Annotated in this window: 12 protein-coding genes; 4 read left to right on the forward strand and 8 right to left on the reverse strand. The window is 70.4% G+C overall.

What is annotated here, in order from left to right:
* Positions 1-198 precede the first annotated feature (198 nt).
* Complete coding sequence (locus ACE1OA_RS34390; protein WP_432753970.1) at positions 199-1,203, reverse strand: hypothetical protein; 1,005 nt, start codon at positions 1,201-1,203, stop codon at positions 199-201.
* 558 nt (positions 1,204-1,761) lie between these two features.
* Between ACE1OA_RS34390 and ACE1OA_RS34395 the strand changes: the two genes are divergently transcribed.
* Positions 1,762-2,304: a DsbA family protein gene (locus tag ACE1OA_RS34395; protein ID WP_432753971.1), complete on the forward strand. Its 543-nt coding sequence runs from the start codon at positions 1,762-1,764 to the stop codon at positions 2,302-2,304.
* Positions 2,305-2,432: 128 nt separating this feature from the next.
* On the opposite strand, the gene ACE1OA_RS34400 is transcribed toward ACE1OA_RS34395, so the two are convergent.
* The 6 genes from ACE1OA_RS34400 to ACE1OA_RS34425 form a co-directional block, all read right to left on the reverse strand.
* Positions 2,433-2,882 carry a hypothetical protein gene (locus tag ACE1OA_RS34400; RefSeq protein ID WP_386540601.1) on the reverse strand — a complete coding sequence of 150 codons (450 nt, stop codon included), beginning with the start codon at positions 2,880-2,882 and terminating at the stop codon, positions 2,433-2,435.
* Between the two features lie 607 nt (positions 2,883-3,489).
* Positions 3,490-4,653 carry a hypothetical protein gene (locus ACE1OA_RS34405; RefSeq protein ID WP_432753972.1) on the reverse strand — a complete coding sequence of 388 codons (1,164 nt, stop codon included), beginning with the start codon at positions 4,651-4,653 and terminating at the stop codon, positions 3,490-3,492.
* A gap of 735 nt (positions 4,654-5,388) precedes the next feature.
* Positions 5,389-5,916 carry a transglycosylase SLT domain-containing protein gene (locus ACE1OA_RS34410; protein WP_384873483.1) on the reverse strand — a complete coding sequence of 176 codons (528 nt, stop codon included), beginning with the start codon at positions 5,914-5,916 and terminating at the stop codon, positions 5,389-5,391.
* A 540-nt stretch (positions 5,917-6,456) separates the two neighbouring features.
* Complete coding sequence (locus ACE1OA_RS34415) at positions 6,457-8,046, reverse strand: phytoene desaturase family protein (protein ID WP_432753973.1); 1,590 nt, start codon at positions 8,044-8,046, stop codon at positions 6,457-6,459.
* Complete coding sequence (locus ACE1OA_RS34420) at positions 8,039-8,491, reverse strand: SRPBCC family protein (protein ID WP_356605997.1); 453 nt, start codon at positions 8,489-8,491, stop codon at positions 8,039-8,041. Before ACE1OA_RS34420 ends, ACE1OA_RS34415 begins: the two co-directional genes overlap by 8 nt.
* A 117-nt stretch (positions 8,492-8,608) precedes the next feature.
* Positions 8,609-8,911 carry a hypothetical protein gene (locus tag ACE1OA_RS34425; RefSeq protein WP_432753974.1) on the reverse strand — a complete coding sequence of 101 codons (303 nt, stop codon included), beginning with the start codon at positions 8,909-8,911 and terminating at the stop codon, positions 8,609-8,611.
* A 373-nt stretch (positions 8,912-9,284) separates the two neighbouring features.
* On the opposite strand from ACE1OA_RS34425, the gene ACE1OA_RS34430 reads away from it, so the two are divergent.
* The 3 genes from ACE1OA_RS34430 to ACE1OA_RS34440 all read left to right on the forward strand — a co-directional run bounded on the left by ACE1OA_RS34430 (position 9,285) and on the right by ACE1OA_RS34440 (position 11,724).
* Entirely contained in the window at positions 9,285-9,845 is a 561-nt protein-coding gene (locus ACE1OA_RS34430) for a hypothetical protein (protein ID WP_432753975.1), read from the forward strand.
* 93 nt (positions 9,846-9,938) lie between these two features.
* Positions 9,939-10,529, forward strand: coding sequence for a hypothetical protein (locus ACE1OA_RS34435; RefSeq protein WP_432753976.1), 591 nt, complete (start codon positions 9,939-9,941; stop codon positions 10,527-10,529).
* A 448-nt stretch (positions 10,530-10,977) separates the two neighbouring features.
* Entirely contained in the window at positions 10,978-11,724 is a 747-nt protein-coding gene (locus tag ACE1OA_RS34440; protein ID WP_386540685.1) for a VOC family protein, read from the forward strand.
* Positions 11,725-11,813: 89 nt separating this feature from the next.
* On the opposite strand, the gene ACE1OA_RS34445 is transcribed toward ACE1OA_RS34440, so the two are convergent.
* Positions 11,814-12,161: an STAS domain-containing protein gene (locus tag ACE1OA_RS34445; RefSeq protein WP_384873498.1), complete on the reverse strand. Its 348-nt coding sequence runs from the start codon at positions 12,159-12,161 to the stop codon at positions 11,814-11,816.
* Between the last annotated feature and the right edge of the window lie 283 nt (positions 12,162-12,444).

Here is a 12,444-nt window from a genome sequence, read left to right on the forward strand (position 1 = left end):
GTGGTGGCTTTCTTGCTCGCGCTGGCAGGGGTGGTGAACCTGACCGCGGCCTCCACCGGGGTGTCCGTCTGGTCACTGGCCCAATGACCTCGTCGTCGATCCGTACGCAGTATCCGATCCGGCCGTCGACAGGCCAGATGGGCTCACCGTCCATGCCGGGAACACCCGGCACATGGCGTTGCTCGTCGAGGGGTTTCCTTATCCGCCTTCGTAGATGGCCCGCAGCCACGGTTCCCTGACGGCGGGCGTCCGCGCGAGCGTGTACCGGAACGCCTCCTTGGACGGCTGGAACGGGTACCACGAGTGGGGCGGCAGCGGGTCGTCCCGCTCCACACCTGCCGGCAGCCCGCCGACCACCGGCAGCCGAGTGCGGTGCGGTGGGAAGGCGAGCTCGGCCCAGAGCGCGGCATCCATGGGTACCGGCATCGCCCCGGTGCGCGGCTGCCACATGTCTCCGGTCTGGGGATGAACCGGCACCAGCACCAGGTCGGCTGTCGACTCGCCGAACCCCGGCCCCGCCAGGTCAAGCCGCTTCGCGCCTTCCCCGGCGGGTAGCAGAGCGCCGAGTGCCCGGCCCAGGAGCTCAGCGACCGGTCCAGGCGTCACCTCGACCGGGTCGCCCTCTGCGGCCACCACCACGTGGGCGAGAGCCACGCCTGCCGGAATGTCGCGGTATTCGCTCAGCCGGTGCCACAGCGCGCCGGTGGCCAGGAGCTCCGCCCAGTCCATGACCGGCCGCTCCGGCGGGCCGGGCAGGCGCACCACCGACTGCGGGATGAGCCGGACGACCTGCCAGCACCCGCAGTCGTCCACCCGGGTTCCCACCGGTAGATCGCATTCCAGGCAGGCAAGGTTCGGCCCGTCCCTCCCGTCGATCCCCAAGCAGTAACCCCCGGCCCGCTCCACGATCAGTCTGGTGCTGCGCATGTCGCCGGGCGCAAGGAGGACGGTGTTCGACGGTCCGTCGGACAGCGCGCCGAACGGCGCGAAGCGCCCCCGCGCCGCCGCCTCACGTTCCCCGACCTCGTCCCACTGCTGCCACGGCGGCCCGTACGGTGCAGGGTCGACGGCGTAGGACCCGGCCTCCAGCAGCGGCGGGTGCAGTGTCTCCCAGTGAGTGTCGGCCAGGTGGATCGGCAACGCCACCTCCGACACCGCCGCCGTCAGTACCGCACCGCAACCCGCGCACCCGAAGACCGCCAAGCTGTAACCCCTCCCGACGTCAAGCTCCCGCATCCCACCAAGCAGGCTGACCAGGGAGCAACCGGTTTTCAGCCGGGAACCTGACGGCCGACCGCAACGACCACGACCCGCTCATCGAGTACGGCGGGCAGGAGGTCGGGTAGTTCGTACTCTGCCTCGGCGCGGGTGCATCCGGCCAGGATGCTGAGTGGGGCTGTCGAGCCCGGCAACGAGCGCGGCGACGGCCGCTTCGACGATGCAGTGGGCACGGGCCTCGCCGACATTCCAGAGAGCGGCAAGGTCCTGCAGGTCGTCGGCTGCGGCTGCCATCGTCTGCGGGGAGGAGTCCGTTCCGCCTCGCCCCTGTCTGTGAGGGGTGGCTGCTGCTGGCGCCGATGGCCCGCGTAGAGTCGGATCCCTTCACCATCAGGGGGGTTGTTCATGCTGGTCAGGCGAAGATTCGCGGGTCTTGTGGTCGCAGGTGCCCTTGGGATGTCTGCCGCTGGCTGTCGGGAGAGATCGGGTTTCGGCAGCGTGGCGGACATACCGCAATCGCTTGCGGCGGACGGGACGACCATCATGGTCGGGGACCCTGCCGCCAAGGTCACGGTCCAGGTGTATGAGGACCCTCGCTGCCCGTACTGCGAGGAGTTCGAGAGCACCGGTGGAGGCCCTGAGCTACGGACACTGGCGCAGAGGGGATCGGTCCAGGTCCACTACACCTTCGCCTCCTTCCTCGACGACAGACTCGGCGGCGACGGCTCGAAGAAGGCGGTCAACGCCCTGCGGGCCGCCCTGGAGGAGGGCAAGTTCATCGAGTACCACCGCACCCTCTACGCGCACCAGCCCGAAGAGGCGGTCGACGGTTACACCGACGAGTTCCTCCTGACCATGGCCGCCATGGTTCCGGAGCTGAACAGCGCCCGCTTCGAGAGGGCCGTCAGGACCATGAAGTACCAGGCCTACGTCGACGCCTCCGAACAGGCCATGGAGGACTCCTCGGCCACCGGCACACCCGCGATGGAAGTCAACGGCAGGCCTCTTCCCGCGCTCCAGGCCGACTCGATCCTGTACGAGAAGCACCACCTCACCTCCTACATCCGCAAGATTGCCTCCTCGTAGACGCCTCAGCGGCCAGCAGCTGGTGGTCTGCGGTGCCAGGCGGTGATCCGTGAAACGGGCCCGTCGAACCGGCACTCCCGTGCGCGGAGCCCGGGGAGCCGAGCTGCCCCTGCGTGAGGGTGCAGCGGTCAGTCGAGCGGACCCGTTCCGGGGCCGTTCTGCTTCATGCACGCGTCGTCGTAGGCCATCAAGCTGATGTCGCCGTCGTCTCCCAGAGCCCGGTACTGCGTCACCACCGTCCAGCCGCGCTGCTTGAGGATGACCCGGACTTCGAAGACCGCCCCGTCCTTGCCCTTGCGCTCGGCCCGTTCCCCGGACGGCTGCCAGTCGCGGTCACGGAGCTCGCCCACCACCTTGTCGAAGCGGGCCGTATCGACCGGACTGGTCTTGGTGCCGTATCCCTTGTAACCGACGCCGCACGCTCGCGGAGAGCCGGCCGGAGCGTTTTCGTTCGAGCCGGCGTACTCCGGTGCGGACGAACGGTCATCGGCCCCACAGGTGGGGACGACCCAGGTATGCAGCAGCCCGACTGCCACGCCCGGTCCCACCGTGTCCACCCCCGTTGTGCCGTTGATCACCTGCCGCCGGGTCCGAATCGGATACCGTCCCGGCTTCTTGCCCGTCGGCAGCAACGGCCCCAGCCGGGCCCACTGCGCAGCGGCCTACGACTGGGCTCCGAGGTGGCTCAACCTCTACTGGTCCTCGCTGGCGCTCCTCGACCCGCTCGCAGCTGTGCTTCTGATCAGCGGCAAGCGTCGGGGAACAGACCTCGTCTGCGCCATCATGACGACCGATCTCGCCGCCAACTGGTACGCGACCTACAGCATCCAGCACAGCAACCTCACCGCTCAGCCCGGTCGCCTTCACTGTATTTGTCCTGGGAACGGCACCTTTCGTCCGACGACACCTCCGCTGAGCCGACGTGTAAGACTCAGGCCCAGACACTCATCGTCCGCCCCTCCCGGTGCGCTTCTGCGTGGCCCGAAGTCTCGCACGCAACGATCACTGGAAGAGCGTGAGCCCTCGATGACTGACCGGACCCGCCGTCCTTGCGGACGACGGGCCGCTGAGCTGCCGTGAAAGTCGGCATGTGACGCCGGTTGTTCGGCTCGCGCGCAGGTGGTGGCCAGGCGGTAGGGGCCGGTGCCGGTGCCGGTCTCGACGCCTTCGCCGGTCGGTCGTGGGTCAGTTCCAGCGGACCAGTGTTTCCAGGTGGTCGTCGGAGCCGTCCATCGGCGGCTCCAGGTCGGCGACCTTGACCGGCTGGGCGCCAGGCGTGCTCAGGTCGCCGCGGTAGAGCGTCAGCGCCCCGTTTTCGCCGCTGGAGAGGAAGGCGAAGTGCTTGCCGTCCGGCGAAGGCACCGGCGTCATGTTGGAGCGGTCGTTGGCCGGAACCAGGTCCTGGCTCTTCACGACCTTGGAGTAGTCGGCAGCGAGGGTGATCTGCTCCGTACCGCACACCAGATTGGTCTCGTCACGCCAGAACGCCGGGGCGCAGGTCTCCCTGCCGTCGAGGCCCGTGGTCTCGAGCTCGGTCAGCTTGTAGCCGCCGCCGGAAGCTCCGTCCGCGGCCACGCGGCTCAGCATGAGGACCGGGCCTTCTGCCAGGCTGCTCGACAGGTCGGCGACGATGCCACCCGAGGGAGTGACCGCCTTCGGCTGCGAGTTCGCCGCGATTGCTGTCGCAAGGGTGGCGGCGTCCTGGGTGACGACGCCGGCGGCCTGGGAGGGAGTGAGGTGCTTCTCGGTCGTGTAGCCGGCCTTCGCGTCCCGGGTTCCGAGGCCGTCCTCACCGCCGTCGGCCGGCTTCTCGTCGTACCAGAGGAGTCCGGAAGTCGGGTGGAAGGCGGCTCCCTTGTTCTCCGCGCGGACGGTGAAGGCATCCGGGTCCGGAGGGGAGACTTCCTGACCGGTGCCGAGGTCGTAGGCGGCTGCTCGCTCGGACGCGCCCGCATGCGTGGTGCCGGCGATCAGGCTGAAGTCCTTGTTGAAGGCGTAGGTGGACAGGCTTCGGAAGTCTCCGCTGTCGCACACCGTGTTCGGCTCGACGCCCTTGGGCAGGACGGTGCTGCGTTCTGCGACCAGGGCGCCGCTCTTCGCCGAATACGAGCGCAGGGTGAGCCCGTACACCGGGTCCTCGTCGTTCCCACTGGGTATCTCGTGGCAGTAGGCCACGGTCAGGCTGTCCGCCTGCCCGAGCGACGCGGCCTTGACGTCCGTGGGCTTCCCGCCGCCCCCGCCGTCGCCGACCTCGGCCGCGGTTCCGCTTCCGCCGTCCGCTGCACCACCGCACGCGGTGAGCAGCAGGGCCGTTCCTGCCGCCAGACCGACCTTCGTCAGACGATTCATCCGGGATCCCCGTTCCACTTTGCTGCAAAAGTCTGATCATTTAAGCAGGCTGAGGGCATCACCCGCGCAGGGGGGTCATCGCGCGGCGCAGCACGAACAGCCCTTAATGCCAACGGGGTTGACGAACCATGTGCTGAACACCCGCTGCGTCGTCGGGTCTGACCCCACCGCGCCGGCGATCACGGGTGCGGTGGCGAGGAGGGCGACGGCGACGGTCGCGGCAGATTCCCCTCCATGATGGGGTGTTGACGTGGAGGACGGTCGTCGAGGTGGCGCGCGCCGAGGCTCGCCGGGACGGCGACGAACACCGGCGGGAATCAGGAGGGGGACGGAGTGGTCAGGCGAGGCCGGAGCGCTGTTCTTGGCCCCAGCCATCTTGACCCGGAAGTCCGCGAACTGGCCTGCGCGTTCGGAGAGCCTCACGCCGGCCCGGTGGCCGCCCGCGCCATCACGCCGGCCGACGACACCGGGGCCCGAGCCGGCCTGGCCGAGTCGCATGCGGCGGCCCCTTCCGCGGGTGGCGCTCGCGGGGCCGGTGAGCCGTTCCGCGCGCGACCTCAAGCTGAAGCCGGCCATGCGGGTCCGGTTTCGCCCTGAACGACGATCGAACCCGGCCGGCGGGCATGGCGCCGTCGCCCGGCTGCAGAGCGGTTCTACGGGATGCCCGTTTTTGCGTGCCACCGTGTGCTCGCCCGACCCGAGCCCTTGAGCGGTCGTCGAGCCGGGAAGGGCGGATCAGTAGGCGGAGTCGACGTTGTCGATCGAGCCGTACTTGTCGGCCGCGTAGTTGGCCGCCGCCGTGATGTTGGCGACCGGGTCGGTCAGGTCATGCGGCGTGCCGGCGACGTGGTAGGCGTCGAAGGTCGGCTGGATGACCTGGAGCAGGCCCTTCGAAGGCGTGCCGTTCTGCGCATTCACGTCCCAGTTGTTCTGGGCGTTCGGGTTACCGGAGGACTCACGCATGATGTTCCGGTGAAGGCCCTCGTAGGTGCCGGGGATGTTCTTGGACTTCATGATGTCCAGGGCTTCCTTGATCCAGCCGTCGAGGTTGTCGGCGTACTGCTTCTTCGCCTTCTTCGCCGCCGGAGCGTGCGCCGCCGACACCTGGGACGCCGAGACATTCGCCGACACCGGGGCTGCGTGAGCGGGCGACGGGGCCAGCGTGAGCGCCGCCGCTGCGGCACCCGCGGTGGCTATGCCTGCGACGGACAGCTTGCGGAATCGGGTGATGCGGCTGGTGGTGTTCTGCGTGGGGGCGGTCATACGCGAGTAGCTCTCCATCTGCGGCGACGACGTGGGGATGGCGACCGAATGGCCGCACAGCGGAAGCGGAGAAGCTCTCCGCGAGGTGGCCGGCCGAGCGAACATGCTCTGCCGTTTCGGCCCGCACCGGGGTCCCCGGAACGACAGCCATGGTTAGGGGCACACCGAGGTGAGAGCAAGGATGTGACGTACTACCCCACCGCATAGCAAATGTCTGGAATGACCTGTCGCCCTTCACCTGGGCGCGGGATTGCGGGGGCCTGCGTCTACTACTTCCCTTAGGACGTGACGTGGCTCCTATGCGGGGGATCACAGCCCCGGCGCCGGTCTGAGTGACCTCATGCCCTACGGGTCACGGTGACTCACGCTCCGTGCGCGACCAGTCGGCATCACGCAGGGTCCCCTCCGGGGCCCGTACGCCGCGGGGAGAGGTGGTCGACCATGATCACCGCGACGGGCGGCGACGGAGTGCGGACACTGCCACGCACCAAGCGGTGCCCAACGTCGAGATACCGGCCGCCCTCGGAGATCCGACGGCGTTCAGATCCGCTGGGCGCGATGGAGGAGGCGATGGAGCCCGTGGCGCCTCAACGCGGCGCGGGCGGCGTTCGCTCCGGGCGCGCCGTGGACGCCTCCGCCGGGGTGGGCCGCCGCGGAGGCGAGGTACAGGCCTTTGACGGGGGTCTCCGGTCGGCCGGTTCCCGGCACGGGACGGAAGAAGGCCTGCTGGTGCAGCGCCGCGGTCCCGTTGTTGATGGCCCCGTTGTGGAGGTTCTGGTCCATGGCCTGAAGGGTCGGCGGCGCCAGGATTCGGCGGGCGCGGACCAGTGCGCGGAATCCGGGTGCGACGCGTTCCACCTGAGCCTCGACGCGGTCGGCGAAGGCCTCCTGTTCGCCGGCGTCCCACCGGCCGGTGATGTGGTCGGGGCCCGCGTCGGAGCCGATGCGCTGCGGCAGGTGGGTATAGGCCCACGCCGACTCCGTCCCGGCCGGCGACCTGGCGGCGTCCGCCGTGGTCATCTGGCCGAACAGGACGAAGGGGGCGTCGGGCACGGCGCCGGTGGCGATCTGCGAGGCGAACCGTGTCAAGGCGTCGACCCCCTCGGCCAGGTGCACCGTCCCTGCTCCGACCGCCTGCGGCGCAGTCCAGGGGACGGGGCGACTCAGCGCCCAGTCGACCTTGAACGTCGCGAAGTCCCACTGGAACCGCTCCAGGTCGCGCAACAGACGGGACGGCAGGTGCTCTTGGGCCACGAGATCTCGGTAGAGGGCCGGAGCGGACACGGCCGCGAGCACCGCTCTGCGTGCGCCGATCGCCTCCCCTCCCGCTGTGCGGACCCCCACGGCCGCACCGTTCCGCACGTCGACGGACACGACGCGTTCCCCGCATCGCACCACGCCTCCGCGGCGCTGCAGCCGCCGGACGAGTGCTGCGGTGAGGGCGCCGGCCCCGCCGACCGGTACCGGGAAGCCGTGGGATTGCCCGAGCATGGACATCAGCCAACCGAACCCCCCGCTGCCCGCCGCTTCGGGTGCCAGGTCGGCGTGGAGGGCGTTGCCTGCCAGCAGGAGGCGGCCGCCCTCGCCTTCGAACCGCTCCTCGCCCAGGCGGCGTACGGGCAGTGACAGATCCCTCGCCAGCCGCAGCCCTCCGGAGGCCCGCAGGGTGCGGGCGAGGCGCAGTCCCGCGCGGACCGGCGGAAAGGGCGTGAACAGGGTCCGTACCAGGTCCGGGCCCACCCGGCGCCACTCGTCGTACATGTCCTGCCAGGCGTTCGCGTCGTTCGCCGCGAACGCGGCCAGCCCGGCTGAGGTGTCGTGCACGCGGCGTTCCAGCACCGCGCACCGTCCGTCCGTCAAAGGGTGGGCGAGGACGCGCGGGGCGTGGCTCCAGCGCAGGCCGTCGGCCGCGAGGTCGAGGTGGGCGAGGACGGGTGAGGCCGCGGCCAGCGGATAGAAGGCGCTGAAGAGGTCCGAGACGTACTCGGGGTGGACGCCGCGGTCGCTGCGCACGGCGCCCCCCGGTTCACTCTGGGCCTCCAGGACCTCCACGCTCCAGCCGGCGTCCGCCAGGAGGTTGGCGGCCACCAGTCCATTGGGTCCCGATCCGATCACCACCGCGTCAGGCATGGTGATCCGCCGCATCGTGCCGCTCCACCGCTCTGGCCAGGCGCGGCAGCATGCTCCGATGCCGGATCTGCAGCAGGGCCTCACTCACCGGGTTGTGGAATGTCCCCCCGAAGCCGCGCAGGGGGTGCTCGTCGCAGACGACGAGCGTCTCCTTGCCCCACGGGCGCAGCTGCAGGAAGATCCTCGCCGTGCCGAGGGCGCCGGCCATCGCCTCCAGCTCCAGCTCCGTGCCCGGTTCGCAGTGCCGGACCGTCGTGACACCGTCCGCGGACCAGGGGCCGAGTCGCAGGGTGAACTGCAGGCGGGCGCCCACCTGCGGCCAGTGGGTGTCCAGGGGGATGGAGTCGGAAGGCCCCACCACCCAGTCCCGGTAGCGGCTCGGATCGGCGAGTACCGCCCAGACGGCCTTCGGAGAGCATCTGATGAGCTGATGACGGACGGCCATGGGAGGCGCTTCTCCTTCCGGCGACGATCGGGAACAGACGGGAGCGGGTCCGCGGTGCGCAGGCCCTCGGGCCGAGAGCCACCGACCTCGGGAGCCGGTGGCCGGGGCATGTGCCCGCTATCCGCGGCGCTTCCGCTCGGGCGGTTCCTGGGGGTCGACACCGGTGTACGCCTCGGCGTCCTTCCCGCCACTGGGGCGCTGCGATCGTCCGCGGCGGCCCAGGTCGTGGTGGCCCTTCTGGCCGCCGGACTTCTCGGACTGATCCTCGCCTCTGCGGCCGTGGCTCTCGACCGGCGTACCCTCGTCCGCCTTCTGGCTGCCGGACGAGCGCTTCGAGCGGGAGGGGGTGTCGGGCGTGTTCTCCTCGGTGTGGAAGGAACGCTCGGCGCTCGGATTCTCCTCCTGCCGTGTGCTGTCCACATCGGGCGACCAACCGTGCTGCTCCTTGCCCGGGTGCCTGCTGGTCCCGTCGCCCTGCGGGGGGTGTGAGCTGGGTTGACGTGACATGAGCGCATCCCTTCGTCGGTGGCCTCGATGGGCGACTGCCCAGCCGCCCGGCCCCGAACCGGTGCAACGCGTCCCGTCCGGTCTGGCCATGTGCCATGGGCGCACCGGTGCCCGCCGCCGGCTTCGGCGTTCCGCCGGGAGACCGCCCGATCCGGTCCACCGTCGCCGGGCAGCGGCGCGGTGTCGACGGGTTTGCACGGCACTCGACGACCGCCGTTTCGGCGGAATCCCATCGGGCAGGGGCGGGGGGCAGTTCGGCACGAGGCAGCCCGAGGGGGCCGGTGCAATGTCAACAGGAACGCTTTTGGCCATCACCATTTCCGTCGTCGTGCTGATCGTTGTGATCGCAGCGGTCGTCACGGTGACCATGCGACGGCGGCGCCGGCTCCGCCGGCGCTTCGGCCCCGAGTACGACCGGACCGTCGCGGACGCCGGCAGCAGGCGAGAGGCGGAACACGACCTCGATGCCCGCGAGAGCCGTCATGACTCCCTCGACATCCGCCCGCTTCCGGCTGCCGCGAGGAATCAGTACCAGCAGTCGTGGAGCGAGGTGCAGGAGGAGTTCGTGGACCGTCCCGACGAGGCGGTCGGCAAGGCCGACCGGCTCGTGACGGCACTCATGCGCGAGCGGGGCTACCCCACCGAAGGCTACGAACAGCAGATGCGGGATCTCTCCGTCGAGCACGGCCGCACCCTGGAGCACTACCGGACGGCCCACGACACCCTCGCCCTCAGCTCCTCGGAGCCCGTCACCACAGAACAGCTGCGCGGGGCGATGGTGCACTACCGCGCCCTGTTCGAGGAACTGCTCGAAGACAGCGACCACCGGGACCCCGACCGTTCGTGAAGCGGCCGCGGACCCGACAGACCGGCCCCGCTCCCTCGGGGCTCGGACGGCAGACGGCCCGGGGGCACCCCGGGCACCGTGGAGGGCAAGGACATGCGAGACCACGAGACATCGTCATCTGCCGAGCGCGGACTGACGACAGAGGACATCGCCGGGCGTCGCGAGACCGCGGAGGGCGACGGAGGGCGCTCCGCACCGCCGATGTACCCCGGGGAGAGCGCCGACATCAGCGACGACACCCGCACCGCCGGGCCCGTGAAGGAAGCGCCGCCGCGGGGCGACATGCCGGACGAGACCCGGGACGAGGCACCTCGGTACCACGAGGACGCCAGGACGACGGACGAGGCCGCGGCGCCCGAGAGGCCGAGGAACGGGCAGGCCGGCGAACCCGCGACGGACAGTGCCGACGCGGACGCCTCGGCGCTGCTCGGCGAAAGCGACGGACAGAACTTCCGGGACCAGTGGCACGAGATCCAGAACCGCTTCGTGGACGACCCGCGCGAGGCCGTCCACGCCGCCGACACACTGGTCGCCGAGGTCATGCAGACGCTCGCCGCCACGTTCGCCGAGCGCAGGCAGGGCCTCGAGGGCCAGTGGAACCAAGGTGAGAACGTCGACACCGAGAGCCTGCGCCTGGCCCTGCGCCAGTACCGGTCCTTCTTCAACCGGCTCCTCTCGAGCTGAACGATCACCCCCGGCTGCCCGTGATCCGGGGGTATCCCGTTCACCGCGCTTCGCGCTTCGAGCCTCCGACTCCGCCGTGATCCGCTGCATTCCGTCGAGGGCTCGGGCGCCGCTCAGTCCGCCCCTCCGCAGAGCGCTGAGGGCAGGTGCCGACGTCCCGGAGGTCTCCTCCCGCAGAGCGAGTACGACGCCGACAACCCGCTCGCGCCGGCACGGCGGAGTGGCTGCCTGGAGTGGACGAAGGGGCCTGACAAGCTGACCTCGCGGCGCTCATCGGCGGATGCCGGTACCCGCGACGGGCCGGCCGCAAGGGCGCCCCCACGGGTCGAATGCTCCGGCTTGCGACGACGGTGAAACAACCGACCGCCGCGGGGGTCGGGACGGATGGAGGGTCGGTGTGGCGGTTTTCAGTGACACGGTGTTCGGTGCTCCCTGCTGGGTCAGCCTGCTGACCCGGGATCTCGAGGCGGCGCAGAACTTCTACGGCGCGGTCCTCGGCTGGGACTTCCGGCCCGACAGGCGCGGCGAGAACTTCTGCGTGGCGCTGCAGGACGGTGCGCCGGTCGGCGGCCTGGGCGTGCTCGCCGGGCAGCCCGCGGCGGTCGCGTGGACGCCGTACTTCGCCGTGATCGACGCGAACACGGCAGCGGAACGGATCCGTGAGCGCAGCGCCACCGTCGCGGTGGGGCCCCTGTCCTTCGGCACGGGCCGGGCCGCGCTGGCCGCGGACCGGGACGGCGCCACGTTCGGGATCTGGCAGGGCAGGCTCCAGCCAGGGTGGAGGATCGGTGCACGCAAGGCTCCCGCCTGGCTCGAGTTGCGGACCAGGGACGCCTTCGAAGCAGCCGTCTTCTACGGGCAGGTCCTGGACTGGGCGTCCGAGCGACCCGGATCGTGCCAGGTGTCCTACGAGGGTTCCCAGGTCGTCCTGCGCCACGGCCACGACATCGTCGCCCGCATCAGCGGGGGCGCTGTCAGGACCGCCCCCGACCCGCTGGTGCGTCCGCGATGGCACGTCCACTTCTCCGTCGCCGATCTCGACGCTGCCGTCGCGCAGGCCGAACGCCACGCAGGCCGTCTCGTCCCGCCCGTGCTCAGCACGCCCACCGAGCGCCGTGCGACCCTCGCCGACCCCGACGGCGCCCTCTTCACGATCACCGTACGGAATGAAGCCGGTGGGCGGGCACCGGACTGACGTCGCCCTCGCCCCGGCCCTGCCCTGGTCGTCCGACGGGAGCCTGTGCGTCATGGGCGACCGGTACCCCGGTGCTCCGTGGTCGCGTCCTACGCGGCGTGGCCGGGGACTGCTGCGGTCGGAGGTCGAGGGCTGAGGTGGAAGAGACCTTCGGCCCCGGTGATGCGCAGTACGCGCAGGACTCGTTCCTGCACCCCGCGGAGTTCCAGCGTGCCGTCCTCCTGCTGCACGCGGAGGCGCAGTTCCAGGAGCAGGTTGAGGCCGCTGGAGTCGAGGAAGGCGAGCCGTGACAGGTCCAGGGAGAGGGTCCTGCCACCCAGGGGGAGGGCGTGGACGGCCTCGGTGACGGTGGGGCACGTGGTCATGTCGAGTTCCCCGGCAATCACGATCAGCGTCCGGTCGGGCAGCTCGTCGACGTTCACTTCAAAGGTTCGCATGAGGGTTCACCGTTCGGGTTGAAGCCCATCACGGCCGGCTTCTGCCGGAAGGTGGCCGTCAAGAGCGCGACATCGATGTCGCTCACAGCCGGGCGTGACCACCCGTACCCGTCCACGGTCACCTGAGGTGGCCATCGGACGGCGCGGGGTCTCCCACCAGACCAGGCTGGCTGGTGCTCGCAGCGTGTCACGTCGCGTCGCCGAGGACTACCCCGCACCAGGTCGAATCAGCCGCGGGGGACCGGTGGCCGATGAGGCCGGCACGGGTCACCGAGTTCGCGAC

The organism is Streptomyces sp. JL2001, assembly GCF_050917515.1.
Classification (GTDB): domain Bacteria; phylum Actinomycetota; class Actinomycetes; order Streptomycetales; family Streptomycetaceae; genus Streptomyces.

What these genes read in the sequence shown, in the direction of transcription:
- ACE1OA_RS34395 (WP_432753971.1), top strand. Translation starts at nt 1,762, where the DNA reads ATGGTCGGGGACCCTGCCGCCAAGGTCACGGTCCAGGTGTATGAGGAC.
- ACE1OA_RS34405 (WP_432753972.1), bottom strand. Translation starts at nt 4,653, where the DNA reads ATGAATCGTCTGACGAAGGTCGGTCTGGCGGCAGGAACGGCCCTGCTG.
- ACE1OA_RS34410 (WP_384873483.1), bottom strand. Translation starts at nt 5,916, where the DNA reads ATGACCGCCCCCACGCAGAACACCACCAGCCGCATCACCCGATTCCGC.
- ACE1OA_RS34415 (WP_432753973.1), bottom strand. Translation starts at nt 8,046, where the DNA reads ATGCCTGACGCGGTGGTGATCGGATCGGGACCCAATGGACTGGTGGCC.
- ACE1OA_RS34420 (WP_356605997.1), bottom strand. Translation starts at nt 8,491, where the DNA reads ATGGCCGTCCGTCATCAGCTCATCAGATGCTCTCCGAAGGCCGTCTGG.
- ACE1OA_RS34430 (WP_432753975.1), top strand. Translation starts at nt 9,285, where the DNA reads ATGTCAACAGGAACGCTTTTGGCCATCACCATTTCCGTCGTCGTGCTG.
- ACE1OA_RS34435 (WP_432753976.1), top strand. Translation starts at nt 9,939, where the DNA reads ATGCGAGACCACGAGACATCGTCATCTGCCGAGCGCGGACTGACGACA.
- ACE1OA_RS34445 (WP_384873498.1), bottom strand. Translation starts at nt 12,161, where the DNA reads ATGCGAACCTTTGAAGTGAACGTCGACGAGCTGCCCGACCGGACGCTG.